The following is a 25,641-nucleotide window of genomic DNA, read 5'->3' as shown; positions in this document are numbered from 1 at the left end:
TTCAGGCCATCGCACTGGTTGGTGTTCTCTTGATCGACGTTGTTGTTGGCAATGACTCCTGGTTTCGGTACTGGCTGGGGCTCTGTCCGGTCCAGCGCTTGAACGCCCGGGTAAAGTTGGCGGCGTCGGCGTAGCCCAGGGCGTCGGCAATCTGGCTCAGGTTCATGGCAGTTTGCTGCAGCAACTCCCCCGCTCTTTCCAGTCGCACCTGATCCACCAGGTGCTGAAAACTGGCTTCTTCCGCCTGTAAACGCCGTTTCAGGGTGCGCTCCGACACAAACAGCGTTGTGGCTACCCTGGCCAGTTTCGGCGGGAACGGGTGACTGGTTTCAATCACCCGCCTGACCCGACAGGCAAAGCCGGCATCTTCCGTTAGAAGGCGTAAGGCCTCCTCACACTGGGCTTTCGACGAGGCGGCCAACTGATCGTCAGAGAAGCGGATGGGCAATGCCAGCTGCGGATCGGGAATAACAATCGCATCTTCGCCAGCGCCGTACACCACGGGGATGGGAATTTGCTGGCGAAAGCGATGGAAGTAGGCCGGTTCCGGTCCGCGTCGCTGAATCGACGAGCCGGCGACCGGTGAGCCTGTTAGCTGCGCTCCCATGGATGCGCAGCCGAACAGCATGGCGTCCATGATAAAGCCCTGCAATGGGCCCAGATCAATGCCACACGAGATGGCGTAGATAGACTGGCCATCCTGCTGCCGGCGCTTGACGTGCAGGTGCGGGGCGCGCAGGGTCAGGTATCGCGTCATCAGGTCCAGAGCCTCTGCCAGAGTGCGGCTGCTCATGACCGCGGTGCCCAGGGCTCCGTGCAGTGGCAGTCGAAGCTCCCGGGCCAGCATGATGCCGAGCCCGGGCTCGCCGCTTTCGATGATGGCTCGGGTCACGAACTCGCTGGCCTGTGACTGACTGACTCTTAAATCGGTTGACTGCAGGCGCACCGGGTCCAGGCCGACACGCTTGAGCAGCGCTTTTTCATCGACGCCGATGGTACTAAGCAACTCCGCCAGCAAGTGCAGGTAAATGGCCGGCATGCCCAGATCCTGAGTGGTAGATACTGAGGCGCGCATGGGATTTCCTCGTGTTTCCTGTTGTTGTTATGTCAGGGATGAAACTTCTTCCACGATTATGAACGCAATGTTCCTCCCACCCCATGACTTCGCTGACGGGTCAACAGGATATGCAGGCCAATTAACAGAGCTGGCCGCCCGCTGAGTGGCGGTCGATGAAGGCTGCCAGTTTACGGGCTGAGCGACCGGGATTCTCCAGCATGGGAAGATGGCCTACCCGCCGGAACACGTGGATATCGGCCTGGGGCGTCACCTTTCGATACCAGTCCACACAGCGTGTGGGCGTGATCACGTCCCGGTCCCCCCACTGGACCTGAAGGGGAGGTGTGTTGGGGCCAAGGTAGCGTGCTGGTGCCAATGCGTCGGCGAGCATATCGTTGAAAATGTGACGCAAGGACGCGGTTCGTTGCAGCAGGTCCGGCCCCAGGAGCCCCGTCATGGCGACGCCCATAGCCGTTGGCCTGCCAGTGCCGACGCTATTGAACATCCGGTAGACACCGGCCCAGTCCCGGGGAATCAGAATGGCGTCGCGGTCGGACTCGAAGGGGGCATCGAGGTCCACGTTTGTATGTTCGGGTATGCCGGCGCTGTTCAGCACCGTCAGGGAAGCGGGTGCGGGCGTCATTTTGTGAGCGAGGACGGTGGCAATGGCACCCCCCATGGAGCTGCCGACCAGGTGAAGGTTGTTGGTGGCCAGAGTATCGATCCAGGCTTCCAGTCTTGACGCCTGGGCCTCGTAGCCGTAATCGGCGTCCGAACGGTACTCGCTTTCTCCAAGCCCTGGCAGGTCCGGAACCAGAATGTGCCAGTGTTCGGGCAGCCGCTGCAGCCAGAGCGCCCAGTTCTCTTTCATGGCGGCAAAACCGTGCATCAGTATAACGGTGGGTTGGTCCCCGGCAGGGGTCCCTTTTTCCAGATACACCATGCGGTGGCCATCGATCACGGTTTCACGACGTTTTGCCTGTACCAGCCATCGCTGACTGGTGCGGGCGGCAGGCCATAAGTTTGGAGTGGGTATTTTCACGGTCGGTTTCCGTTTCAACTGGATTGGAGCCAGTGTACCGCGTATCCCGCGCCGGGCTTTGGCCTGCCTGCCCTGATGCTGCGGCTCGCGGGCAAGGTGGAATCAGAGTGACAGGTCGGTGATGACCGGGTTGTGGTCCGATGAGCGCCAGGGCTGGCCGGTGGGTACGGTAACCGGCCCCTTGTAGCCCAGCGCCCGGGGTTCATCGGAATTTATCGACCAGGTGCGGGCATCGACGATCCGTGGGAGCAGCCTTTTCGAGACCAGGCTGTAGTCCAGGGTTCCGCTACGGCCGTGATAGCTATAGCTGGTGTGCTTACAGGTGGTGTCGGTGCAGCCGTGGATGTGACGAACGGCGTTGATAAAGCCTGCCGCTTCCAGCAGTTGCAGCGGCGTCTCCCGGGCGTAGGCGTTCATATCCCCGGTGATCAGGGTGCCGGACAGGCCATCCGGGTGCGGCAGGGCATTGGTCCAGCGGATAATGGCCCGGGTCGCTTGTTCGCGGCTGTGATTGTAGCAGCCCTGGCCGTCGTCCTGATCCCGGTTCTGACCACTGGCGTCACGGCAGGCCTTTGATTTCAAGTGAGGAACGACAACCCTCAGGGCTCGATCACTGTGAATGAGGCGGAATACCTGAGTAACTGGTGGCCGGCCACGACGATCAAATGGTGTTGTTGTCAGGCGGCTGGGAGAGCCTTCCGCGACCACACGGTCGCTGCGGTACAGCAGATCGGTGCGTATGGCATCACTGCCAGTGTTGTCGCTTGTTTCCACGTAGCGCCAGTGTGAACCCAAGGCGCCGGCCAATTCGGCAATGGCGCTGTCGCCGTCATAGCCGTCGTTTTCCATTTCTGTGACAGCGATGATGTCCGGGTTCGGCGCCGTCAGCGCGGCAACCAGCCGTGCTTTCTGTTGCTCAAACTGAGTGGCGGATCGGGCCCCCCGAGCTGCCGGAAAACCGCCGCCACGGCCATCGCCATTGAAGAAATTGCCAAGATTGAGTGTGACCACCCTGAGCGTGGCCGACTCCGGTCGCTTGGGTGCTGGTGCGCGTGGATTGGCGGGGCTGAACGCCGGCGTTGATTGCGGCTGCAGTCGCCAGGCGCCGAACCGAAAATCCAGTATGCCTGTTAACCCGCTGACCTTGTCGCCGGTGCGAACCGTGTTGTTTGCGGACAGTTGTGGCCCAGGCCAGGGAATCGGGCGCGGGTTGCGCGCCCCCAGGCCGTCATCCAGCAACAGTCGGTTGATCGCCTGCCACCTGTGGCGCGATTGAGCGCCCGGCCCTGGTTCCCGGATTTCCGCGGCCATCGTCTGAAGCTCTGCCGCGAGGGTGAGTTCACCGTAACGGGCCAGGTTATAGTGATTGATCACCGTTAGCTCGCCGGCGACGTTGATCCGCATGTTTTCCAGGTGTTCCGGAGGTTGGCCATCCTGCCACGGCAGTGTGACGGAGACAGGCTCAGGCAGACGGCCATTCCCGCAACGGGTGATGGAGGTAATATCGGTGAGCTCGGTCAGGCCATGGAACTCTTTCACCCGCCCTGAGACATGCACCCTATCCCCGTGCTGTCCGTCGGTGCGATGGGTGTAAACAAACAGGGCCTCGGAGGTTTGCGGATCGTTGTCCGTTTCGCCATCGGCTTGTTGCAGATAAAAACCGCGGAAGCCGCCTCGTTGGCGAGCATCCATGGTTATGATGCCTTCAACGGAAACGGTCTGGCCGGCGAAAGAGGAATGATCGCCCGTGCCCTGAATGCGGGAAACCGGGATAACCCCGGTACCACAATCCCCCGCCGCGACAGCGGGCAGGGCTATGAGCAGGGTGAGGGCAAGGCGCCAGAACAGGAAAGGGTTGGTTGTGATCACCCGCTCAGTCTAGCAGAGCCCCGCTACTGCTTTAATAGCCCGTTCGCGAGCCGACTCGGCAATGCCCAGCTGCTCTTCGTTGGCCAGTTCCAGCTGCTGGACCATTGGGTCCGGGTGCTGGCTGTCTGAACCCAGGCCGAGCCGGGACAGTACGTAGGGTGCAAGGGCCGCGCGAATGGTGAGTTCGAGCCGGTTGCTGACCATGCCGTAATCGGTGGCAACAATATCCTGCTGTGCCTTGTTCAAACGGCTATCAGGCATCATCACCAGTGAGACTTGACGGTTCCAGTCATCATCATGCTGGATGGTGTGACGGCTGCGTTGCCGGGTGGTTTCCGGCTTGCCGCGGAAACGGCTGAGGGCGAAGTCCCGAAATTCCCGGTTGGCGTCGCACCAGGCACGGAGGTGCCAGTTCTGGCCGACACACACCAGAGTGTGGGGTTCCAGAGTGCGCTGGGAAACGCCAGCAGGGCTTAGGGAGGCATACTCTGCCTTCATCACCCGGCCGTGGCGAGCTGCTGCAACTGCGGCACGCATGACTTCCGGCTTAACAACCCGTTCCGGGCCACGGACGATGGTGCTGTCAGGCAGGCTGATATTAAGCGATTCAAAGGTGTCACTGAGGGCGTCCTGGCGAGCCAGCAGATCCTGGTATTCACTGGCGTTGCCAGCGGTGACCACCGGCCGGAAACTGGACGATGGCACATAGCCTTTAAGGTGGCGATCGTAAACCAGATTGTCCGGTGCCAGTTCCCGCAGGTAGGTGTTGATATCCTTGGAAGCCTGCTGTCGCCCAATGCCGAAACTGTGGCAGATATGATTGGTGGTGAGCCGTCCTTCCCATAGGGCGATGATTTCAATCAGCCGGTAGCGAAGCAACAGATCCCATCGAATGGGCCAGTCCGTCTTTTTCATAACCAGGCGCTCATGGTTAGCGTGGATTGCATGAGATGAGAGACTCTCGTGGGTTCAAATAGGCAGCGATCAAACTACCCACATGTTAACCCTTCAGGCCGCCAGCGTGTGTTACGTCACCTTAATGTAAAATGATGTTAAATCCAGTCATCACGGCGCTGCAAGCGGTATTGGGGATTTCGGGAACTGCGTAGTGGTTTTGTGAATTACGCCCTGTTCTAATTCGTGCTCTGCAATGTTCCGGCGTTGCTGCTAGTTTCATTACATTCCTGTATCAACCTGTTTAAAGTACGCCGGAGCCAGACCGATGACCCGAATGGTCACCTCGCTTTCAGCCCTGATCCTCAGTATTGTCCTGCTGGTCAGTGGCAACGCCTTTCTGATGACTCTGTTGGGTGTGCGACTGAGTATTGAAGCGGTCTCGCCGAACATTATCGGCTGGATCCTGGTGTGTTACTCCATTGGCTTCGTGTTGGGTACGCTCTACGTCCATCTCATCATCGGTCGTGTCGGGCATATCCGGGCTTTCGCGGTCTTTGCCGCCATGGCGGCGGTGTGCGCCCTGCTGTATCCCATGGCGGTGTCCGAGGTGTTCTGGGCCATTTTGCGTGCCTTGTCGGGCTTCAGTGTGGCCGGCGTTCTGGTGGTGATTGAGAGCTGGTTCAGCAGTCGCGCCACCAACGCCAACCGGGGCGCCCTTTTTGCGGTTTACCAGATTGTGTTCTACCTGTCCGCCGCCGGTGGCCAGTTGCTGATCAACGTCGGTGAGCCGTCTTCGTTCATACCGTTTTCGCTCGCCGCTGTCCTGTTGACGCTGGCGCTGATTCCATTGTCGTTGACACGTATGGATGCCCCGGTGATCGAGCAGTCCGAGCGACTGTCATTCTTCACCCTGGCCCGTGAGTCGTTCACCGGGGTTTCCGGTGCGCTGATCTGCGGTGTCATGATCGGTTCTTTTTATGCGCTCGGCCCGGTATACGCCACCCTGGTGGGTCTGGAGGTCAGCCGGGTGTCCACCTTCATGGCCAGTGCCATTGTGGCGGCCATGCTCCTGGCCTGGCCGCTGGGGCTGGTGTGTGACCGGTTTGATCGTCGCCGCGTCATGTTCTGGGTGGCGGTGGCAGCGGGCACCGCGGCGGTGTCGGTTGGCATCCTCGGGGCTGAACGGATGTGGCTACTGACCCTGCTGGTTGGCCTGTTTACGGGCCTCTCGGCCACGCTGTATCCGATCGCGGTTGCAATCACCAACGACCGGATGGAAAGTAATCGTATTGTGGCCGCCAGCGCAACACTGCTGCTGAGTTACGGCGTGGGCAGTGTCATTGGCCCCATCGTGATGGCCGAGTTGGTGGGCATATTGGGCCCCAGGGGGCTGTTCTTCGGCAACGCCGGTTTCCTGGTGGTGTTGGCGATTATCACCAGTTATCGCATCAGCCACACGGAAGACGTGCCGGTGGCGGAGCAGGAACACTTCATACCTGCCATGCCTGAGACCTCGCCGGTGCTGACGGAAATGGACCCCCGTAACGAGGAATTTCACGAGTCACCAGCGGCTCAGGAGCGTCACGAAGACCTACACAGGACCGGCTGATAGGCCGGTCTTTCTCGCCTATCGGGCCGCGTCTCTCGGTTTTCCCCAATTTTGTTTCACCTTGCATATCTGTTTTTATCGTAATGGTTAGCTTACTATTGGTAACGTTGTCCGTCACTGCACCGTTTCGGCAGTGGTATTCGTTACAGGTAGTACAGCAGTCGATACCCCATTACCGGAGTCCCAGATCATGAGAGATCAGTTTCCCTTTGCCGTAGCCCGGGTCACCCGTCGCTGGCGCAAATTGCTGGATGAACGCCTTAAGGATCTGGGTGTCACCCAGGCTCGTTGGACCACCATGGTCTATCTGCAACAAGGGGGCGAAGGGCTGACCCAGCGTGAGCTCGCCCGCCTGATGGCCATTGAGAATCCGACGCTGGTGCGATTGCTGGACAGCCTGGAACAGCAGGGCCTGATTGAGCGCCGTCCCTGTCCCAATGATCGTCGTGCCCGCCGTCTTCACCTTACCAAGGACGGGACCGAATTCATGAACGTCCTGACCGAGCGTGCGGCCCGCCTGCGTGAAGAGATGCTGGAGGGTATTAGCGACCGGGACATCGAAGGTGCCGTCAAGGTGTTCCACAGGATCCTGGAGAATGCGGAGCGGCAACGGTAATGGTGTGCGGTCGATATCTCGGCCTGAAGGGGTCTTGGTCTGAGTGATAACACGGTTGAGGGGTTAAGGGCCCGTTACGGCGAACGCTGGCGTTGGCTGGCGGTTGCCACGGTCATGCTGGGCACCATGGCAACGGTGCTCAGCGCAACCGTGGTCAATGTTGCCCTGCACGACATCATGCTGGAATTCGGTATTCGGCAGGGCCAGGTGCACTGGCTGGCCACCGGGTTCATCGCGGCCATGACCACCACCATGCTGGCCTCGTCGTGGCTTCTGGATCACTTTGGCGTGCGCAAGACCCTGGCGACGGCCATGTTCCTGTTCACGGTGATCTCCCTCCTTGGTGGTTTTGCCACCTCCCCGGAACAGTTGATTGCCGCCCGCATTGGCCAGGGTGCCATGGCGGGGCTCATGCAGCCCATGGGTATGTATCTGGTGTTCCGGATTTTCCCCCGCAACCGTCGTGGGCAGGCCATGGGTATCTACGGCATGGGTGTGATTCTCGCTCCAGCCCTGGGCCCGGTTCTCGGGGGCTTCCTGGTGGATCAGTTGGACTGGCGCTATGTGATGTTCGCCCCCGTGCCCGTCACCCTGACCGGGGTGTTTATGGCATGGCGCTTTCTGCCGCTGCCGGTCTCCCGCCCGGCTCCCTACCGTTTTGACTTTCCTGGCTTGGTGCTCCTGGGCGCTGCCATCGGTCTGTCGCTGGACACCCTCAACCGGCTTCAGGAACTGGCGGGACAGGAAGCACGAATTGCCATCGAGGGCGCTGTTGCGGTCATCGCCCTGGTGCTGTTTGTGATTCGTGAGCGACGCGCCCGACACCCATTGGTGAACATAGAGCTTCTACGCAATCCGGCCTTCGTTTACGCCAACGTGGGCGCCATGGCGTTGGGGCTCGCCTTGTTTGGCTCCACCTACCTGGTACCCCTGTTTGTGCAGACGGCCCTGGAATTCACCGCCACCGAAGCCGGTTTGCTGATGTTGCCAGCAGGCATTGTGCTGGGCATGACCTTTCCATTGGCCGGGAGACTGGCGGACCGCCTGAGTGCCCGTAAGCTGGTGATATTCGGCATTGTCCTGTTCGCCATGTCGGCCATGTTGTTTGCGGTATCGGACATTGAGCTCGCCTTCGGCTGGCTGGCGCTATGGACCGTGTTGGGGCGAATCGGTATCGGCTTCATGCTGCCAGCCCTCTCAACGGGTGCCCTGAATCCACTGGCGCCGGAGCAACTCGGTGCCGGTTCGAGCACCATTAACTTTACCCGCCAGCTGGGTGGGGCCTTTGGCGTCAATATCGTGGCCCTGACCATTGAATTTGGTGACCACAGTGGCGGCATCCCCACTATTGGGGCGTTTCATTCAGCCTGGTGGCTGGTGGCTGTATTCGTGGCGATGGCGGCCATTCCAGTGTGGAAAATGCGCGTATAGTTGCCATCCGCCCAGGTATTGATTAACATTTCGGCACTCTTCAGGGGAGTAGCCTCCGCAACGGAACCCGTTTCCAGGGGCGGATGGTAGTCAACATACTTGGGGCTCAATCTCCGTGGCTATCATGTTTCACCGGTACATTGGTGAAATTGGCAAGACCTGAGGCAGTTTCACCTCCCAGGGCGGAAGGTGGGCTGTCTCATGTCTGAATGTCCGCCCCGGAGTTTTTCATGGACGCTTTTCTCGCTTCAACGTTTGCGGTCGCCATTGCGGAGATCGGCGACAAGACCCAACTACTCTCTCTCTTCCTGGTTGCCCGTTACGCCAAGCGTGCGCCCATCATTCTTGGCATACTTGTCGCCACCCTGCTGAACCATGCCTTGTCAGCGCTGTTGGGTGCCTGGATCGCAGAGTGGATTCCGCAAGCCTGGTTGCCCTGGATCCTGGCTACCAGCTTCGTGGCCATTGCACTCTGGTTGTTGATTCCGGACAAGGATGACAATGGTGATTCGGCGTTCCTGGGCATGGGCGCCTTCATGGCCACGACGGTGATGTTCTTCCTGGCGGAGATCGGCGACAAGACCCAGATCGCGACCGTGGTGCTGGCCGCGCGATATACGGACACCTTCTGGGTGATTATGGGCACCACCGTTGGTATGCTGCTAGCTAATATACCGGTTATCATGGCTGGTAAATGGTTGATGGAGCGGTTACCACTGGCGACGGCCAGAGTTGGAGCCAGTCTTCTATTTGTGATTCTGGCTGTTGCCACCGTTTGGACAGCCCTGACGTCGGTTTGAAGCGCGTTGTTGTCGCCGCAGACCGGATATCGGATTGAGACGCTATGTATCGAACGCAGTTGACAGGTTTTCTGCTGGTTTTGCTGGCCCTGGTGTCGGCCAACGTGGTTGGTGCCGAAACGGAAGCGCAGGCCGGGGGTCAGGAACTGACTACAGCCGAAGGAAAAAGCGACACCCCCGAGAAGCCCCGTGTTCCCCGGTTTTCCATTGACGGGGATCTGGCCGGGGAGCTGTCGGTGATGACCACCCGCTATGAAGACACCTTTGCGGCCATTGGCAATCAGAACAGTCTTGGTTATCTGGAACTCGTTAAGGCCAACCCCGGTGTTGATCCCTGGCTGCCCGGTGATGGCACCCGGATAACTGTGCCCCGGCACTACGTGCTTCCGGATGTAAAGCGCGAGGGCATAATCATCAATCTGGCGGAATACCGTTTGTACTACTTTACTGAGGGGAAGGTACAGGTCTATCCGGTGGGGGTAGGCACCGATGACAACCCATCGCCACTGACCAACGCTGAAGTGACCATGCCACTGGAGTCGCCGGCCTGGTATCCGCCTGCAAGCATCCGTGCCGAATACGAAGCTGCGGGAGAGTACCTGCCCAGGATGATTCCACCGGGGCCGGGTAATCCTCTGGGGTCCCACGCACTGATGCTCAGTGAGAAAGGGTACCTGATTCACGGTACCAACAAGTTGTTCGGAGTGGGCATGCAGGTCAGTCACGGTTGTTTCCGCATGTACAACGAGGATATATCGCGGTTTGTCTACGAAGTCAGTAAGGGCACGCCGGTGCAGGTTATCCATGAGCCCGTGAAGATCGGCCTGAAAGGTAATGAGGTCTGGCTGGAGGTACACCGCCCTGAAGAAGACTACAGTCAGCAGGACCGTGAACAATTGTGGAAGCAAGTGCAGAAAAAGGTGGAAGACTTCCGCCAGAAAATGCCCGGTGTGGAAGTGAAGCGCATGGCCATTGAACTGGCTGTGGACCAGGCGGACGGCCTGCCGCGGATGGTGGGTGAACGTCTGACCCGCGTCGCGGATGAGTCTGCCGGGCCGATGCGAAGTACCCCAGATGGCAATAAAGGTGAGAAGCAACGCCTCTGGTTCTGATACCGAAGGCTCTGATCCGCTGAACGGATCCGGGGAGGAGTGATGATCGCTAACCGACCCAACCAATCCAATCCCTCCGGCCGCCTGCACTGGTGGCTGGCCGTGTTCCTGCTGGGCCTGGTGCTGGCATTGGCCTCTCTGTCTCATACGGTTATCGCCCAGCAGGACGAGTCACCCACAGGTCTTGTGTTGACCGTCGACGGGGCTATCGGCCCTGCCACCATGGACTACCTGGTGCGTGGCATTCGCCGCGCCGAGTCCGAAGGTGCCGAGTTGCTTGTTATCCGGATGGATACCCCTGGCGGTCTGATGGAATCCATGCGCGGTATCATCAAGGAAATCCTTTCTTCAGAGGTACCCGTGGTGACCTGGGTGTCGCCGGCAGGGGCGCGTGCCGCCAGCGCCGGCACCTACATTCTCTATGGCAGTCACGTGGCGGCCATGGCAGGGGCCACCCACCTGGGTTCGGCCACGCCGGTCCAGATGGGCGGGCTGCCCGGTTCCGAGGAACAGAAGCCTGCCGAAGACGCCGGGGATGCCAATCCCGATGACAAGGAAAGCGCCGGAAACGAGGAATCGGCGCAGGATGACGCCTCCGATAAACGCCGAGGCGGCACGGCCATGGAGCGTAAGGTTCTGGAAGATGCCGTCAGCTACATCCGTGGCCTGGCGGAGCGACATGGCCGCAACGCCGACTGGGCGGAGCAGGCAGTGCGCGAAGCCGTCAACCTGGGCGCCAAAGAAGCGCTGGCGCAGAACGTGGTCGATGTGGTGGCTGACAACATGGACAGCCTGATGCAGCAGATCGACGGGCGCACCGTGAAAATGGCCAATGGCGAGAAAACGCTGGCCACCGCGAACATTGAATTGACGCGAGCAGACCCGGACTGGCGCACGCGACTGCTATCGGTGATCACCAATCCGAATGTCGCTTACTTCCTGATGATCATCGGCTTCTACGGCATTATCTTCGAATTATCCAACCCCGGGGCGATATTCCCGGGTGTGATTGGCGCTATCTGCCTGATCCTCGCACTGTTTGCCTTCCAGGTGCTGTCCGTCAATTACGCGGGCCTGGCGCTGATTCTGTTGGGGCTTGCCTTCATTGTCGGCGAGGCCTTTATGCCCAGCTTCGGCATACTGGGCATAGGGGGGATTGTCGCGTTTGTAGCCGGTTCCATCATACTGATGGACGGCAGCCATCAGGAGATTTCACTGCCCACTATCGGTGGCACGGCACTGGTCGCGGCCGGCTTTATCCTCTGGACCGTCATCAAGTTCATCGGCTTGCGCCGGAAGCACCCGGTCAGCGGAAGCGAACAGATTGTCCACGAGAGAGTGACCGCACTTGATGACTTTCAGGAAGACGACGGGTATTTCAGGGGGCACGTGCGCATGAGCGGTGAACGCTGGAATGCCGCCTGCAAATCCCCAGTAGGCAACGGTGACAAGCTGAGGGTGACTGCATTGGAAGGTTTGACGGTGTACGTCGAAGCCGACAAAGCGGAACCCTGACGCCGGCCTGGAGAATGTTGACAGGTTACCCGGCGATCAAGCCAACGAAGGAGGCCTTATGAACATCACAGACCTGATTCCCTATATCGCACCCACGGTGGTGCTCCTGCTGATTCTTGGGTCGGCGATCAAGATTCTGCCGGAATACGAGCGTGGCGTGGTTTTCTTCCTGGGGCGCTTTCAGGGTGTCAAAGGGCCTGGCCTGATCATCGTAATCCCAGGTATCCAACAGATAACCCGCGTGGATTTGCGTGTTATTGCGTTGGACGTGCCAAGCCAGGACGTTATCTCGAAAGACAACGTGACCGTGCGGGTCAATGCCGTGCTGTATTTCCGGGTGGTCGACCCTGAGCGTGCGATTATACGGGTCGAGGATTTCGGCTCTGCTACCAGTCAACTGGCCCAGACGACGTTGCGTTCGGTACTGGGTAAGCATGATCTCGATGAAATGCTCTCAGAGCGTGACAAGCTGAATTCGGATATCCAGAGTATTATCGACGCCCAGACCGAGGAATGGGGCATCAAGGTCGCCAACGTTGAAATCAAGCACGTGGACCTGAATGAGTCGATGATTCGTGCCATTGCCCGTCAGGCGGAGGCAGAGCGGGAGCGTCGTGCCAAGGTGATTCACGCGGAGGGTGAATTGCAGGCATCGAAAAAGCTGGTTGAAGCGGCCGAAGTTATGTCCGCCAACTCTGGAGCAATGCAGCTGCGCTACATGCAAACCCTGGCGGATATGAGCACCAACAACAGTTCCACGATTGTGTTCCCGCTGCCGATGGAAATGATGTCTGCCTTTATGAGCAAAACGCCCTCACCACAGAAGCCGAAGAGCGATAACGACGAATCCTGATGAGTGCTACCAGGCGCCCACAAAAAAGGCCGGGACGAATCCCGGCCTTTTTTTACGTAACAGCCTTACTTCTGGCTGGCACGCTCGAGCATACGCTTGGCGCGCTCGTTGGCTTCGTTAGCAGCCTTCTGGGCAGCCTTGGCGGCAGCCAGTGCTTCGTCAGCAGTGCGCTGAGCGGAGCGTGCAGCGCTGGAAGCGCTGTTAGCGGTGTTCAGTGCATTTTCAGCGGTTTGCTCGGCGGAAGAAGCGGTTGCATTTGCTTCGTCGAGAGCGCCCTGGTCGGTTGTCGCACAACCTGCGGTCAGTGCGGTGGCCAGTGCAAACCCTGCGATCGTCAGTTTACGCATTGTATATCCCCTTATTGGTCGTTTTATTTCCTGCGTTCCAGAAGTCGTTGGTGCAGACATTCTGTCAAAACGGGGTCGTTAGCGTTTGGCCAACGACATCGTCAAACAGTGTAAATCAGTCTAGACAGAAATGTTAACTAAGGATACGTAAAAGTTCCTAGGTTATGACAACAACTTAATATTGCAGCAAGAATCTACGCATGAAGCGGGGATTGGATCAGTGTCAGGGGACAATCCGTATTGGCGTACCATCAGCCACCAATTGCCAGATTTCGTCCATTTCCTCGTTACTGACGGCGATGCAACCATCGGTCCAGTCCAATCCGAGGAAAGCGAATGCCATATCACCGGCTTCGTTTGGCAAACCATGAATCATGATGCTACCGCCGGGATCGAGCCCCCAGGCAGAAGCCTGCTCGCGGTCTTCAGCATTGGGATAGGAAATGTGGATGGATTTGTAGAAATCGCTGTTGGAGTTACGCCAATCCAGCACATATTTACCTTCGGGGGTGCGCTTATCCCCTTCGTAGAGCTTGTGCCCCGAGGGGTTGTCGCCCAGCCCGATACGGTAGCTGCGCACCACCTGGTCACCGGACAGCAGGTAAAGCCTGCGCTCTTCCTTGCGAACCAGAACCTCGCTGACTTCCGGCGTTTCATCCATGGCACCCATCGGCAGCTCCGATGCCGATAGCGGGGATAGGGGCGCCAGCAACAACGAGAAAGCAAAGGCCAGAAAGCTGGCAATGGCAACTGAGGACCGGCCGGTGCCGGAGAGTGAAATCGACATTTTCAGTAGCATAAGGAGTCAATGATTAATCTTTGTACACTTTATAGCACAGGACTTTTGTTAATCGAACCAGGGTTTTGAGTGTTTTTGTTAAAGATTTTTATTGGTTGTCCATTTTCAGGCCTACCTTCGTCACCCGGTCGGCCTCGGTTGCCCTTGCGACCAGGGTAACGGGGCCCAGTACCACCTTGTCGCCCACCACCGGATGCCCTTTGGTGCGCCGCGCAAAGCACTCCGCCAGGGACAATTCTGGGGGCAGCTGGTCAAACTCGATGCCGTAGACCTGCTCCACATCCCCCAGCAGAGCATCACCATTGAGCACGAAGTCGCCAAAGAAGGCGCGCTCGGCGAGGTATTTGGGTGCATGGCGACCGCTGAGGGCTTTGCCCAGCTCGGACAGCATCGCTGGCGTTGCAAACATTGCCAGTACATCGCCGCTGGCGACTTCCATATCCGGGCTGGGCTGATAACACGTCCGTTTGCGGAAAACGCCAGCGATGGCCGTGTTGTCCGGTAAACGGAGCTGGCCCAGGGGCCTGGGTGACTCCCAGGCACCGCCCCGGAGCGGGAACAGCATCAGTTCGTGGTCCCCGGCGGCCGGGACATCGAGGGGCAGGCGGCGGTAGGGATCTTCACCTGCGGGGACTTCCAGTCGCAGCTTCCTGGCCAGTGGCGCCATGGTGGTCCCCTGGACCACCAGCGACACCAGTACGATGAAGAAGGCAACATGGAAGATGAGCTGCGCCTCCGGCAGCCCGGCGATGATCGGGAATAACGCCAGCACAATGGGCACGGCGCCTCGCAAACCAACCCAGCTGATAAAGCCCAGCTCGCGTCGATTAAAACCGAAAGGCCAGAGTGTCGCCATCACCGTCAGCGGCCGGATCAGGAAAATCAGCGCCAGCGCCAGGATCAGACCGCCCCCGGCGAGAGGCAACAGTTCCGAGGGCGTGACCAACAACCCCAGCATCAGGAACAGGCATAGCTGGGCCAGCCAGGCCAGGCCATCGTGAACCTGGAGAATCATCGGCATCATTCGAACCGGGCGGTTGCCAACCACCACACCGGCCAGATAGATCGCCAGGAAACCGCTACCTCCGAGCGCGTTGGTGCCGGAGAACACCATGATGCCGGCGGCCACCACCAGCAAAGGGTATAGCGACGGGGTCAGCCGAACCCGGTTGGCCAGTTCCACTACGATAAAACCGCCGGCGACGCCTACCGCACCGCCAATGCCGAATTGCTTCACCAGCATCATCATCGCCATCCAGCCTTCGGATGTTCCGCCTGCCTCAATCATGGTGACCAGCATCAGGGTCAGGAAAATCGCCATCGGGTCGTTGCTGCCGGACTCGATTTCCAGGGTTGCACTGACCCGTTCGTTCAAATGAAGGCCGCGCCCCTGAAGCAGTGAAAACACTGCCGCTGCATCGGTGGAGGAGATAATGGCGCCAATCAGCAGTGCTGTCAGCCAGTGCATGTCAAACACCCACCAGGCCACCAGGCCGGCCCCGGAGGCGGTCAGGAATACGCCAACGGAAGCGAGTACCAATGCCGGGCGGAGACCGACACGAAAGGTTTCTGCCCGGGTGCGCATGCCGCCATCCAGCAGGATCACGCCGAGCGCCAGGTTGGCAATCAGGAACGCCAGCTCGAAGTCGTCGAAGAGGATGCCACCGGGACCGTCTTCCCCCATGATCATGCCGACCACGAGAAAAATCAGCAGTACCGGCATGCCCAGCCTGCTGGACAGCGGGCTGAGCATGATGCTGATGACCAGCATCAGAGCGCCGATCAGAGTAACTAGCGGATCCATTCCTGCTCCGGCCTGGGAATATGTCTCGATGATAGCAGGGTCACGAGCGGATCAGTGCAGTTTCAGGCGCGGGTGCATGGCCCGGCTTATCCGGTCCATCAACCAGATGATTCCGGTTCGAACGACGCCGTGCAGCGCGACCTGGTGCATGCGGTAGAGCGACAGGTAAAACAGGCGCGCGACTTTGCCCTCGATGTACATACTGCGACCGGAGAGATTCCCCATCAGGTTCCCCACGGTGGTGTAGCGGCTGAAATTGATCAGCGAACCATGGTCGTTGTAGACAAACGGAACCGCCTCACGGCCTTCCAGTCGATGACACAGGGTCTTGAAAAGAGTGTCCGCCTGCTGGTGCGCGGATTGAGCACGCGGTGGTACGGGCCGTTCTGACTGGGGCTGGGGGCACTCGGCGCAATCGCCAAAGGCAAAGATGTCCGGAGCCGTGGTGGCCTCCAGGGTTTGCTTCACCTTGATCTGGTTGCCACGGTTCGTTTCCAGGCCGTCCAGTGTTGCCAGGAACGCAGGCGCCTTGATGCCGGCGGCCCAGATGGTCATCTCCGAGGCGATTTCAGTGCCGTCTTTGAGCACCACCACGCCATCGCGGACTTCGCTGACGGGTTCGCCAGTCATCACCCTGACATTCTGGTGATCCAGTTCGCGGGTTGCAGCCTCGGAGAGCCGGGCCGGCAGCGCCGGCAGAATGCGGTCAGCGGCTTCGACAACGGTAATGGATACATCCTCCGGCCGCAGGTGATTCATACCGTATATGGGCAGTTCCCTGGAAGCCAGTCGCAGTTCCGCTGCCAGTTCAACGCCGGTTGCGCCGGCGCCAATGATGGTGATGGGCAGTTCATGGCCATTGCCGGATTGGGCATCGTGGTTCTTACGCAAAAATGCGTTAAGCATCAGGTTGTGGAAACGCCGGGCCTGGTTGAGGCTGTCCAGGAACAGGCAATGATCCTGGGCGCCGGGCGTTCCGAAGTCGTTCGCTGTACTGCCCACGGCAATCACCAGGGTGTCATAACCGATGCGACGTTCCGGCACGACTTCGCCGCCGTCCTCATCGTGGAATGGCGCGATGATCACTTCCCTGGCGTTGTGATCCAGGCCGTTCATGCGCCCGAGCTGGAATTCATAGTGATGCTTGCGTGCGTGGGCCCGGTAGTTGATTTCGTTGGCGTTGGCATCAAGCGAGCCGGAGGCCACTTCGTGAAGCAGGGGTTTCCAGACGTGGGTCAGGCCGGCGTCGACCAGGGTGATACGGGCTTTGCGTTTCTTTCCGAGTTTGTTACCGAGGCGGGTGGCCAGCTCAAGACCGCCCGCGCCGCCGCCTACGACGACGATGTGATGTAGATTATCCATGACAAGGGTTCCTGAAGTGAAGATAGCCAAGAACTCTCGTCAAAAACCCTTGGCTGTCCTCACTGGGGAAGGCAACGACACAGAGCGGTAATGCTAACGCACTGTTGTGACAGGGACAATTCGCCGTTAGTACCTATATCCGGGGCAGGCCCTGAGCGGGCGGGGTCTAGTGGCGGGCACGATAGTGATCGAGCATGGCTGCCATGTCTTCGGCAAGCTCAGCGACCTGTTCAGAGCTGATCTCCCGCTGGGCAAAAGACCGGAGGCCAATGATCTGTGCCTGAAGCAGTCTTGCCAGCCGGGCACAATGGGTTCCTGGTGCCAGCTCGCCCTGGCGTTTCGCCTGCTCCAGAAGTTCAGTCAGGGCCTGCTCAATAGCGCTCAGGATCGAGTTCGCCTGGTTTGCAATGGCCGTATTGGTGTTACTGGCTTCGAGCAGGGTTTTAACGACCATGCAGGCGCGGGATGGCGACTCGCCGCCGGGGCTGGCCTGTCGTGCGATGCAACGAAGGTGCTCTTGCAGCCCGTCCATCACCGACGGACTTCCAGCCAAGTGCTCGCGCAGTTCCAGCCCGCTTCTCTGTGCATAGGCAGCCAGCGCTTCGCTGAACAGTCCATCCTTGCTGCCAAAGGTTGCATAAATGCTGCCAGGGCGCATGTCCAGAGCCTGCTCAATCTGCTTCATGGAAGCGCCGGCATAGCCCCGCTCCCAAAACAGGTTCATTGCTTTGTCTAGCGCGATTTGTCGATCGTAACGAGCGTTTCTGGCCATGGGTACCTGCCAACGACGGGTGATTTAATTCCTCGTAATGATAACTTGAGTGATCGCTCAAAAACAGTTACCGTGGACCTGTAATTGAACGAACGCTCAATATTAACCGAAAGGAGAGTGTTATGACGGATTTCACCATTCACGATGTCGAATCGGCGCCTGAAAAATCAAAACCGCTTCTGGAAAATTCAGTCAAGGGCTTTGGCATGATTCCCAGTTTGCACGGGATCATGGCAGAAGCACCAGGAACTCTTGAGGGTTATCAGGCCTTGCACCGGTTGGTGCTGGAAAGCAGTTTTGACAATGATGAGAAAACCGTTGTCTGGCAGACCATCAACGTAGAGAACGCCTGCCATTACTGCGTACCGGCGCACACAGGAATCGCCAAGATGATGGAAGTGTCGGACGACATCATCAACGCGCTGCGCGACGAGACGCCACTGCCCAGTGACAAGCTTGAAGCCCTGAGGACGTTCACGCTGGCTGTCATGCACAAGAAAGGCAATGTCGGTAAGGAAGACCTGGATGCGTTCTATGGTGCTGGCTACAAGCATCGTCAGGTACTGGAAGTGATCCTGGTGCTGTCCCAGAAAGTCATGAGCAACTACATCAACCACATTGCGGAAACGCCGGTTGACGAGCCATTCCAGAAGTTTGCCTGGGAAAAGAAGAAGTAACGGAGCGATTCCCTGACGCTACGGGTGCGGTTCAGCCCGCATCCGTTGCCAGTATCTGCGCTTGCCGCTGGCGTTTTTTCTCCAGCACCTTGTCCACGCATTGGCTCTGGTCTTTCAGAATCACCACGCACTCCAGGCACTGGATGCATTCGTTGTAGTCAATCCGGCCATCTTTATGGATCGCATTGATTCCGCAACTGTTCTTGCAGTGCTGGCAAGGCTTGCCGCACAGCTCCACCCGGTCGAGCCAACTGAACAGGCGCAGCTTGCCCAGAACCGCCAGGCCGGCCCCGAGCGGGCAAAGGTAGCGGCAGTAGAATTTGTGGATGAACATGCCCACCACCAGCAGGCCAACGGCATAGGCGACGAACGGCCAATAACGCACGAAGATGAGCGTGATGCCGGTTTTGAACGGTTCCACTTCCACCAGCTTCTCCGCCAGTTCCAGTGAATAGAACGCCGTTCCCACCAGCACCAGGAGTATCGGGTACTTCAATAGAATCAGCCGCCGATGCCATTTTTCCGGTACTTTCACCTGGCGGAACTTCAGTTTCTCGCCCAACCAGGCCGCCATCTCCTGCAACGCGCCAAAGGGGCATAGCCAGCCACAGAACAGCCCGCGCCCCCAGACAAACAGGCTGATAAAGGTGTAGGTCCACAGGATAAACAGCACCGGGTCCATCAGGAATACGTTGAGTGAAAAACCGTCCCAGATGGCCAGGAACAGGGTGTAGATATTCACCACCGAAAGCTGACCCTGAGCATAGAAGCCGATAAAGAACAGGGTGAAGAACAGAAAGCCCCAGCGGAACCGATGCACCAGTTTCGGATATTGGCTCAGGGTGCGCTGGCGGGCGAAGAATACCGTCAACAGGGTGAGACTGAGGACCAACAGGGAAATGGTCAACCAGCGTTCCTTCCATAGCCCGATCCACACCGGTTGGCGATTGTCTTCTGGCCGAGGTGTCACCTCGACGGCTTCGAACAGCTCCTGCGCAAAGGCCATCGGGATCTCCAGCTCGGTGCTGTCGGCAACCAGGTGATTCTTCCGCAATGTGACGCCCAGCTTCAGAGTTGCTTCGGCACCGGGATTGAAGCCTGCGTTGCCGCCGACCCGGAACAGGGTTGTCCGGGCGAACTCCGGCATGCCGTCGGCGTTGATCTGTATGTTCTGGTCGAACACGTTGATATCGCGAATGTCCAGCGACAGACTATTTTGCTGCAATCCCAGGCGATCCGGTGAGCTTCCTGGGGTGAAGTCATCCGGTAGGTGTGGGTAAAGTCCGCGGGACATGACGGCCAGTATCTGGGCGTCTGGCCCCGTCTTTTCTTTCAGCCGCTGGAAACCTTCGTCGCCCAACAGATTGCGGCCCACCATTGGTGCGTTGATGTAGCCGAAAAACAGCTCGGCGAAAGGCTCGCCAGGGTCAGGTTGCGACGCCTCGGGATAATCCACCAGGGGCGAGCCCAGTTTCTGTTCGATCGCCGCAGAGCTGATACGCCAGTGGCCGATGTACCCCCGTTCGATCAGTTGCGCCCACGACAGCGGTTGGTAGAGATCGGTTTTCGCCCGGGTAGGCGCTTCCTGAGTAAATCCGGCGAGCTTCTTTCGAGCCACCTTGAGGGCCGAGGACAGAACCGTGTCGTTGATGATCAGCACGGACACCGTGGCCTTACTCACGCCGTCGAAATGCACCACGTTGCCGTCCGGGCTTTTGCCGCTGCGAGAGCCTGACGTGTCAATAACAATCTGTTCGGTGAGGGAGCGGCCCTCGTACTGGTCGATGAACTCGAACAGTGGCTCTTCGCCAAGTCCATGAAGAAACACCGGTTCGTGATGGTTGAGAATGCGAATGCCGGTAAAGCGGCCGCGGCTGTCGAGCCCGATCAACATGCTGACGGGTTTCCCTGCAAAGCCCTGGAGCGGGCTAATATCGCGGGATTCGTAGGCGTAGCCTATCAGCTCCTGAAGCTGATACACCGGGTACACCGGGTAGTCCGGCAACCGGTCACGAATGTCTGTGGCCTTGGGGAATAGTTCCTGGATTAACGCCTGCTTCTCATCGTCCAGGGCGCCATACGTCGCCAGGGGAAAACAGGCTAGGACCAACAGCAGCAATAGCCGCAAGGGCATGGTCTCTCTCCATCGATTTCTTGTTGTTGGTCAGATCCATGCTAGAGATTTGCCATGCGGGCACAATGCGACCTCCGGGCCGGGCAGGTGCTACTTTGTGAGGAGAAATGAAGGCTGAGAAGGAAAGCAGAGGTCGATCAGTTCAGGCGAATCACCCGCCCCATTAAACGTCGCCAGTCGATAGGCAGGCGGTTTTCCAGCGCCACCAGGGTGGGGTCTTTGGTGTGCAGGGCTTCAAAGGGACGCTTGCTGGCGAAGATCACCGTGTTGTTGGTTTTACTCTTGAACAGCAGGAGGACTGCAAACCCCGCGCGAAGCTGGTGGAACAACGGACCATTGATGTCCGGCGTGCGGTGATAATTGATGGCGAGCCAGCCGTCGTCGCCAAGTACCCGGCTGCATTGTCTGATAAACTGCCGCTGGGCCTGGGCCGGGCTCATGCGGTCGGAGTTGTACATGTCGGCCAGGATGAGGTCGCTGCTACCGTCCGGCGCTTTGCCGAGGGCGTCCCTGGCATCGCCGATGGTCATCGTCAGGTTGGCGGAATGCGGCAGGCTGAAGTATTCGCGGGCCACCTCCAGCACCCGGGGCCGCAGTTCCACCGCGTGGACCTGGCACTCCGGCAGCAGGTGCAGCAGCGCACTGGCCATCACGCCGCCGCCGAGGCCAAGAATCGTGGCGTGTGCGGGCTGCGCAAAGGCAACTGGCAACAGCATAGCGCGGCTGTACTCATGAACGGGAAGATGGGGCCTGCGGCGATCTATCTTGCTTTGCTCAAACACCGAATCAAAGGTCATCACCCGATGTTTGCGATAGTCGACCACCAGAATGCCACCGAGTGCGTCCCGGGTGTAATGGATAATCTCGCCCTTCACGGTGGCGTCCCTTGTCTGATCGCTGCGTCGTTATTCTGGGCATTTATCCGCCGCTTCTCAAGCCGCACGTCAGGGCCGGAGGCCGCGAGCCTGTGAGCATGGACACCTTCAGTGCCCTGGCCTGCCCGTTGGACGGTGAGCCCCTGAACCAGTCCGGTACCTGCTGGCGTTGCCCGGCTGGTCACAGTTTTGATGTTGCCCGCCAGGGCTACCTGCACCTGCTGCCGGTCCAGAAGAAGCGCTCGCTGGACCCGGGTGATAGCAAGGACATGGTGGCGGCGCGCCGGCGCTTCCTGAATGCCGGTTTCTATCAGCCCATTGCCGGGGCCGTGAACAAAGCGGTGGCGCCCGGAGCCGACGATGCCAAACCACTGGCCTGCCTGGACGCTGGGTGTGGAGAGGGCTATTACCTCCGGCAACTGGCAGCGGCAAATACGGAGAGGTCTCTTGCGCTGGTGGGGGTGGATATCTCCAAGTGGGCGACCTTGGCCGCCGCGAAGCAGGATAAGCGCCCCCGTTGGCTGGTCGGCAGTAACGCTAACCTGCCGGTGTTGAACGGCAGCGTGGATTGCGTACTCTGCCTGTTTGGCTTTCCCGTCTACAGTGAGTTTGCCCGTGTGCTCAAACCCGGCGGCATCCTGATCCAGGCCGACGCTGGCCCCGATCACCTGCGGGAACTGCGGGAGATTATCTATCCGTCGCTCAAACCCGAAAAGCCGCCAGCTGTTGACGTGCCTGAAGGTTTTTTGAGTCTGGGGACAGAGACGATTCGTTATTCACTGACCCTGGAAAGCCAGGAGGCGATTGCCGACCTGCTGGCGATGACGCCGCATTTTTACCGGGCGCCTGCGGAGGGGCGGGTTCGTGCCGAGACACTCGAAACCCTGGCGGTGACGGTCGAAGTCACGCTGAGGCGTTTTGTTCGTGATTCTGCCGCTACGACGACAACGCCCCGATAGCCTCGTTCGCTTCCATGGTCCGGGCCAGATCCTCTGCCGTTTGCCCATCCTCATCTTTCAACGATTTATCCGCGCCTGCTTCCAGCAAACGCCCAATCATATCCACCCGATTGAACATGGCGGCGACCATCAGCGGTGTTTTGGCGCCTGCCGGGCGATGGTCGACGTCGGCGCCGGAGGTCAGCAGCAGGTCTACAATGTCGGTATTGCCCTGATACACCGCGCTGGCCAGGGGCGTTTGTAGCTGGTCGTTGGCCAGGTTGGGGTCGGCACCCTGTTCCAGCAGCAGGCGCGCGGTGTCTTTGTGGCCGTTGCTGCAGGCGAGCATCAGCAGGCTGTCACCGGTGTTGGTGCGGATGTCCACGGGTACGCCGGCGTTGAGCATCACGCTGAGGGGGCCGGCACCACCATTCCGGGCCAGTTCGAACAACCCCTGGGCGAAAGCAATGGCGTCTTCGTCCTGTTGATTGTCGGGGTTCTGGGGCCTGGTTGGCTTGTCGTGGCTCATGGTTTTCCTCTGGTTTCATAGCGAATCTTGAGCAACCGTAACACGCCTGGAGCCAGCCAAGAATTGGACTTGGGTACGGTATGGATCTGGACAGACCCACAACGCCACTGTTAAAACCGTGCTATCAGGTAAGCAAAACCATCAAGGGTACAGGAGAACAGGACTGTGAAAATCAAGGTTCGAGGTATTGAAGAAGGCCAACCGGTGCCGGAGAAATTCGCGTTTGGTGTCTACAGCGAACAGGACCACATGAGCTTTGGCCCCAACCGCAACCCGGAACTGGTCTGGGAGGACGCGCCGGAGGGCACCAGGAGTTTCGTGGTGATGATGTTTGACCCGGACGTGCCCAGCGTGGCGGACGACGTCAATCAGGAAGGCAAAACCGTGTCGAAGGACATTCCCCGGGTGGATTTTTTCCACTGGCTGCTGGTGGACGTGCCGGCCACCACGTCCCGCATCCCCGAGGGCGAGGACAGCGATGGTGTGATTCCCAAGGGCAAGGAGCCCGGTCCGGGCCCGATCGGTATCCGTGGCGTGAACAACTACACCCAGTTCCTGGCTGGCAATCCCGACATGGCAGGAACCTATGCCGGTTACGACGGTCCCTGTCCGCCCTGGAACGATGAGATCCTCCATCATTACCACTACGAAGTGCACGCGCTGGATGTTGAAACTCTGGGGCTGGATGGTGAGTTCGATGGTGCCGCAGTTCGTGAAGCCATGGCAGGTCACGTTCTGGCCAGCGCCCGGGTGACCGGTACCTACACGCTGAATCCGGATTTACGTAAAGACTGAGCAGCCACAGGCTGGCGCCATCCGCAAGAAAGCCGGAATGTCGGGTGACCGACGTCCGGCTTTTTTATGCAAGACCATTTACGGGGATTTTCGACTCGGTTCAGCCTGTGCCTGCGAGTAACTGTTCGAAGGTAGTGATGGTTCCCGGACTGTCCGGCTCATAGCCGGGAAGGTGTTCGATCCGATCGATAAAGGCCTGCGAGCGCATCAGCTCAATCAGGTGCGACAGGTTGTCCTGCCCCAGCCGCTCTTCATGGCAGAGCAGGAGGTAGTGCTCGCTGGCCATTTCCACGAAATCAAGGTTGAACTGGCTGGCCGCCGCTTCCACGCCGAAGCCTACATCCGCCATTCCCGACGCGACAAAGGCAGCGACGGCTGTGTGTGTGAACTCGTGCTGAGGCGAGCGGTTGATGCTCTTTTCAGTGAGTCCCGCCTGACGTAGCAGAAGGTTGAACAGGATGCGGGTGCCGGAATGGCGGTCACGGCCGATAAATCGGAGCCCGGAAGCGGCCAGCTCCGACAGGTTATGGACCTTCACCGGGGCGTCCTTGCGCATCATCAGGCCTTCGCGCCGGGTGACAAAACGAATCAGCCGGAATCGTTTGCCGGCCAGTTGATGCTGGTAATGGGCCATGATTTCCCGGGCCCGTTCCGGGCAGGTGGGAAAGTGAAAGCTTGCCAGGTCGCATTCGCCGCGATTGAGGGCGGTCAGTGCCTCTTCGGGGTTGCGGTATTGGAGGTTGACTTCAACGCGGTCTGAGAACTCCGGGAGCAGGGCCACGGCATACCCATGACTGGCGTGAAGACGAAGGACCGGGTGCTCACCGGCCAGCAGTTGCTGGATCTGGTCGTTAAATTCGGACGCCATGCTGTCGATCTGAGGCCCGAGCCGGGCTTTGACCCGCTGATCTGCCCACAGCAATTTCTCGCCCAGGGCGGACAGCTCGGTGCCGTGCCCCTTGCGCATGCTCACCAGTGGCATTCCGAAAACATCGGAACTGCGATTGAGCAAGTTCCAGGCGTGGCGGTAAGACACGCCGGCCGCCTCTGCCGCCGCGGTCAGTTTGCTACTGTCGCGGATCGTTTCGAGTAGGCGGAATAATACCGGCTCGAACAGCTCACCGTTATCGGTTCGGAAGACCCAGGCAGGGGAAATAGACAGCCTTTTCTTATGCATTCCTATTCATATTCCGTCGGCGATGATGGAGTGGTAGCGTGTGACTATTACTGTTCAGATACTGTAACAGAACAAGAAATAATAGGAACAAGTATGCATATGTCAGAGGTGAATCAGCAATCACTCGGCGCCATGGCTTACGCCAGCGACTGGACACCTGACATGGTCCGGGCGGAAGTGGACGCCCTGAAACACAAGCCTGGCGCCCTGCTCCCCATCCTGCATGCCGTCCAGAACCGCATCGGTTACATTCCCGAAGGCGCCGTGGCCATCATCGCCGAAGCACTGCGACAGACCCGTGCCGAGGTCCACGGTGTGATCAGCTTCTATCACCATTTTCGCACCCATCCGGTGGGCAGCAAGGTTATCCATGTGTGCCGTGCGGAAGCCTGCCAGTCCATGGGCGGCCGGGCGCTCGAAGCCCACATCAAGGATCGCCTGGGTGTGGACTATCACGGTACCACTGCCGACAACGAATTCACCCTTGAGCCAGTCTACTGCCTGGGCAACTGCGCCTGCGCCCCCTCTATCCGTGTGAACGATGATATCCACGGCCGGGTAACGCCACAGAAGTTTGATCGCCTGGCGGACAAACTCACCACGGCCACGCTGGACATCCGGTAATCACGGG

At 59.1% G+C, this 25,641-nt stretch carries 24 protein-coding genes; 11 read left to right on the top strand and 13 right to left on the bottom strand.

What is annotated here, in order from left to right:
- Position 1 precedes the first annotated feature (1 nt).
- From SIC19_RS09845 to SIC19_RS09830, 4 genes are all read right to left on the bottom strand, one after another.
- Complete coding sequence (locus SIC19_RS09845) at positions 2-1,075, bottom strand: AraC family transcriptional regulator (RefSeq protein WP_036207671.1); 1,074 nt, start codon at positions 1,073-1,075, stop codon at positions 2-4.
- A gap of 121 nt (positions 1,076-1,196) precedes the next feature.
- A complete protein-coding gene (locus tag SIC19_RS09840) occupies positions 1,197-2,099 on the bottom strand; it encodes an alpha/beta fold hydrolase (RefSeq protein ID WP_036207669.1) in 903 nt (300 codons plus the stop codon).
- Between the two features lie 102 nt (positions 2,100-2,201).
- Positions 2,202-3,968 carry an ExeM/NucH family extracellular endonuclease gene (locus SIC19_RS09835; RefSeq protein WP_127402057.1) on the bottom strand — a complete coding sequence of 589 codons (1,767 nt, stop codon included), beginning with the start codon at positions 3,966-3,968 and terminating at the stop codon, positions 2,202-2,204.
- A gap of 9 nt (positions 3,969-3,977) precedes the next feature.
- Positions 3,978-4,883, bottom strand: coding sequence for a WYL domain-containing protein (locus SIC19_RS09830; protein ID WP_036207665.1), 906 nt, complete (start codon positions 4,881-4,883; stop codon positions 3,978-3,980).
- A gap of 307 nt (positions 4,884-5,190) precedes the next feature.
- Here SIC19_RS09830 and SIC19_RS09825 point away from each other — a divergent pair, with 307 nt between their 5' ends.
- The 7 genes from SIC19_RS09825 (at position 5,191) to SIC19_RS09795 (ending at position 12,801) form a co-directional block, all read left to right on the top strand.
- The gene (locus SIC19_RS09825) at positions 5,191-6,474 is read left to right on the top strand and encodes an MFS transporter (protein ID WP_075196356.1); all 1,284 of its coding nucleotides are present in this window, start codon (positions 5,191-5,193) and stop codon (positions 6,472-6,474) included.
- Positions 6,475-6,664: 190 nt separating this feature from the next.
- Positions 6,665-7,090: a MarR family transcriptional regulator gene (locus tag SIC19_RS09820; RefSeq protein ID WP_036207661.1), complete on the top strand. Its 426-nt coding sequence runs from the start codon at positions 6,665-6,667 to the stop codon at positions 7,088-7,090.
- A gap of 39 nt (positions 7,091-7,129) precedes the next feature.
- A complete protein-coding gene (locus SIC19_RS09815; RefSeq protein WP_036207660.1) occupies positions 7,130-8,521 on the top strand; it encodes a DHA2 family efflux MFS transporter permease subunit in 1,392 nt (463 codons plus the stop codon).
- 230 nt (positions 8,522-8,751) lie between these two features.
- A complete protein-coding gene (locus SIC19_RS09810; protein WP_127402058.1) occupies positions 8,752-9,321 on the top strand; it encodes a TMEM165/GDT1 family protein in 570 nt (189 codons plus the stop codon).
- Positions 9,322-9,365: 44 nt separating this feature from the next.
- Positions 9,366-10,433, top strand: a complete 1,068-nt coding sequence (locus SIC19_RS09805; RefSeq protein ID WP_127402059.1) for a L,D-transpeptidase family protein — start codon at positions 9,366-9,368, stop codon at positions 10,431-10,433.
- Positions 10,434-10,475: 42 nt separating this feature from the next.
- Positions 10,476-11,948 carry an NfeD family protein gene (locus SIC19_RS09800; protein ID WP_127402060.1) on the top strand — a complete coding sequence of 491 codons (1,473 nt, stop codon included), beginning with the start codon at positions 10,476-10,478 and terminating at the stop codon, positions 11,946-11,948.
- A gap of 58 nt (positions 11,949-12,006) precedes the next feature.
- Positions 12,007-12,801, top strand: coding sequence for a slipin family protein (locus tag SIC19_RS09795; RefSeq protein ID WP_041332783.1), 795 nt, complete (start codon positions 12,007-12,009; stop codon positions 12,799-12,801).
- Between the two features lie 65 nt (positions 12,802-12,866).
- On the opposite strand, the gene SIC19_RS09790 is transcribed toward SIC19_RS09795, so the two are convergent.
- The 5 genes from SIC19_RS09790 to SIC19_RS09770 all read right to left on the bottom strand — a co-directional run bounded on the left by SIC19_RS09790 (position 12,867) and on the right by SIC19_RS09770 (position 17,885).
- Complete coding sequence (locus SIC19_RS09790) at positions 12,867-13,148, bottom strand: Lpp/OprI family alanine-zipper lipoprotein (RefSeq protein ID WP_007154661.1); 282 nt, start codon at positions 13,146-13,148, stop codon at positions 12,867-12,869.
- A 223-nt stretch (positions 13,149-13,371) separates the two neighbouring features.
- A complete protein-coding gene (locus SIC19_RS09785) occupies positions 13,372-13,818 on the bottom strand; it encodes a L,D-transpeptidase family protein (protein WP_226910032.1) in 447 nt (148 codons plus the stop codon).
- A gap of 217 nt (positions 13,819-14,035) precedes the next feature.
- Positions 14,036-15,751: a potassium/proton antiporter gene (locus SIC19_RS09780; RefSeq protein ID WP_127402061.1), complete on the bottom strand. Its 1,716-nt coding sequence runs from the start codon at positions 15,749-15,751 to the stop codon at positions 14,036-14,038.
- 51 nt (positions 15,752-15,802) lie between these two features.
- Positions 15,803-17,113, bottom strand: a complete 1,311-nt coding sequence (locus SIC19_RS09775; protein ID WP_036207642.1) for an NAD(P)/FAD-dependent oxidoreductase — start codon at positions 17,111-17,113, stop codon at positions 15,803-15,805.
- A gap of 166 nt (positions 17,114-17,279) precedes the next feature.
- Complete coding sequence (locus tag SIC19_RS09770; protein ID WP_036207639.1) at positions 17,280-17,885, bottom strand: TetR/AcrR family transcriptional regulator; 606 nt, start codon at positions 17,883-17,885, stop codon at positions 17,280-17,282.
- Positions 17,886-18,007: 122 nt separating this feature from the next.
- Between SIC19_RS09770 and SIC19_RS09765 the strand changes: the two genes are divergently transcribed.
- Positions 18,008-18,562 carry a carboxymuconolactone decarboxylase family protein gene (locus tag SIC19_RS09765; RefSeq protein WP_127402062.1) on the top strand — a complete coding sequence of 185 codons (555 nt, stop codon included), beginning with the start codon at positions 18,008-18,010 and terminating at the stop codon, positions 18,560-18,562.
- Between the two features lie 31 nt (positions 18,563-18,593).
- Here SIC19_RS09765 and SIC19_RS09760 read toward each other — a convergent pair whose 3' ends face one another.
- Both SIC19_RS09760 and SIC19_RS09755 read right to left on the bottom strand, forming a co-directional pair.
- Positions 18,594-20,696 (bottom strand): NosR/NirI family protein, encoded by a 2,103-nt coding sequence (locus tag SIC19_RS09760; protein WP_127402063.1) that lies wholly within the window; start codon positions 20,694-20,696, stop codon positions 18,594-18,596.
- Between the two features lie 137 nt (positions 20,697-20,833).
- Positions 20,834-21,571, bottom strand: coding sequence for a spermidine synthase (locus tag SIC19_RS09755; RefSeq protein WP_127402064.1), 738 nt, complete (start codon positions 21,569-21,571; stop codon positions 20,834-20,836).
- Positions 21,572-21,582: 11 nt separating this feature from the next.
- Here SIC19_RS09755 and SIC19_RS09750 point away from each other — a divergent pair, with 11 nt between their 5' ends.
- A complete protein-coding gene (locus tag SIC19_RS09750; protein ID WP_353623241.1) occupies positions 21,583-22,530 on the top strand; it encodes a putative RNA methyltransferase in 948 nt (315 codons plus the stop codon).
- On the opposite strand, the gene SIC19_RS09745 is transcribed toward SIC19_RS09750, so the two are convergent.
- Positions 22,508-23,038, bottom strand: a complete 531-nt coding sequence (locus tag SIC19_RS09745) for an ankyrin repeat domain-containing protein (protein ID WP_085678122.1) — start codon at positions 23,036-23,038, stop codon at positions 22,508-22,510. The genes SIC19_RS09750 and SIC19_RS09745 overlap by 23 nt on opposite strands.
- Positions 23,039-23,203: 165 nt before the next feature.
- On the opposite strand from SIC19_RS09745, the gene SIC19_RS09740 reads away from it, so the two are divergent.
- Positions 23,204-23,833 carry a YbhB/YbcL family Raf kinase inhibitor-like protein gene (locus SIC19_RS09740; RefSeq protein ID WP_091642618.1) on the top strand — a complete coding sequence of 210 codons (630 nt, stop codon included), beginning with the start codon at positions 23,204-23,206 and terminating at the stop codon, positions 23,831-23,833.
- Positions 23,834-23,933: 100 nt separating this feature from the next.
- Here the strand turns inward: SIC19_RS09740 and SIC19_RS09735 are convergent, their stop codons facing one another.
- Positions 23,934-25,010, bottom strand: coding sequence for a substrate-binding domain-containing protein (locus tag SIC19_RS09735; RefSeq protein WP_127402065.1), 1,077 nt, complete (start codon positions 25,008-25,010; stop codon positions 23,934-23,936).
- A 132-nt stretch (positions 25,011-25,142) separates the two neighbouring features.
- Between SIC19_RS09735 and SIC19_RS09730 the strand changes: the two genes are divergently transcribed.
- Complete coding sequence (locus tag SIC19_RS09730; RefSeq protein WP_127402442.1) at positions 25,143-25,634, top strand: formate dehydrogenase subunit gamma; 492 nt, start codon at positions 25,143-25,145, stop codon at positions 25,632-25,634.
- The last annotated feature ends 7 nt before the right edge of the window (positions 25,635-25,641 follow it).

Origin of the sequence: Marinobacter sp. MIT930201, assembly GCF_047122665.1 — a bacterium.
GTDB classification, from domain to species: domain Bacteria; phylum Pseudomonadota; class Gammaproteobacteria; order Pseudomonadales; family Oleiphilaceae; genus Marinobacter; species Marinobacter salarius.
Note: the sequence above shows the minus strand (reverse complement) of the source record. Positions and strands in the feature narration are given on the sequence as shown.

Bases quoted from the DNA above. Each gene is read 5' to 3' on its own strand.
- SIC19_RS09845 (WP_036207671.1), bottom strand. From the start codon at position 1,075: ATGCGCGCCTCAGTATCTACCACTCAGGATCTGGGCATGCCGGCCATT.
- SIC19_RS09830 (WP_036207665.1), bottom strand. From the start codon at position 4,883: ATGAAAAAGACGGACTGGCCCATTCGATGGGATCTGTTGCTTCGCTAC.
- SIC19_RS09825 (WP_075196356.1), top strand. From the start codon at position 5,191: ATGACCCGAATGGTCACCTCGCTTTCAGCCCTGATCCTCAGTATTGTC.
- SIC19_RS09820 (WP_036207661.1), top strand. From the start codon at position 6,665: ATGAGAGATCAGTTTCCCTTTGCCGTAGCCCGGGTCACCCGTCGCTGG.
- SIC19_RS09810 (WP_127402058.1), top strand. From the start codon at position 8,752: ATGGACGCTTTTCTCGCTTCAACGTTTGCGGTCGCCATTGCGGAGATC.
- SIC19_RS09805 (WP_127402059.1), top strand. From the start codon at position 9,366: ATGTATCGAACGCAGTTGACAGGTTTTCTGCTGGTTTTGCTGGCCCTG.
- SIC19_RS09800 (WP_127402060.1), top strand. From the start codon at position 10,476: ATGATCGCTAACCGACCCAACCAATCCAATCCCTCCGGCCGCCTGCAC.
- SIC19_RS09795 (WP_041332783.1), top strand. From the start codon at position 12,007: ATGAACATCACAGACCTGATTCCCTATATCGCACCCACGGTGGTGCTC.
- SIC19_RS09790 (WP_007154661.1), bottom strand. From the start codon at position 13,148: ATGCGTAAACTGACGATCGCAGGGTTTGCACTGGCCACCGCACTGACC.
- SIC19_RS09785 (WP_226910032.1), bottom strand. From the start codon at position 13,818: ATGGGTGCCATGGATGAAACGCCGGAAGTCAGCGAGGTTCTGGTTCGC.
- SIC19_RS09780 (WP_127402061.1), bottom strand. From the start codon at position 15,751: ATGGATCCGCTAGTTACTCTGATCGGCGCTCTGATGCTGGTCATCAGC.
- SIC19_RS09775 (WP_036207642.1), bottom strand. From the start codon at position 17,113: ATGGATAATCTACATCACATCGTCGTCGTAGGCGGCGGCGCGGGCGGT.
- SIC19_RS09770 (WP_036207639.1), bottom strand. From the start codon at position 17,885: ATGGCCAGAAACGCTCGTTACGATCGACAAATCGCGCTAGACAAAGCA.
- SIC19_RS09765 (WP_127402062.1), top strand. From the start codon at position 18,008: ATGACGGATTTCACCATTCACGATGTCGAATCGGCGCCTGAAAAATCA.
- SIC19_RS09760 (WP_127402063.1), bottom strand. From the start codon at position 20,696: ATGCCCTTGCGGCTATTGCTGCTGTTGGTCCTAGCCTGTTTTCCCCTG.
- SIC19_RS09745 (WP_085678122.1), bottom strand. From the start codon at position 23,038: ATGAGCCACGACAAGCCAACCAGGCCCCAGAACCCCGACAATCAACAG.
- SIC19_RS09735 (WP_127402065.1), bottom strand. From the start codon at position 25,010: ATGCATAAGAAAAGGCTGTCTATTTCCCCTGCCTGGGTCTTCCGAACC.
- SIC19_RS09730 (WP_127402442.1), top strand. From the start codon at position 25,143: ATGGCTTACGCCAGCGACTGGACACCTGACATGGTCCGGGCGGAAGTG.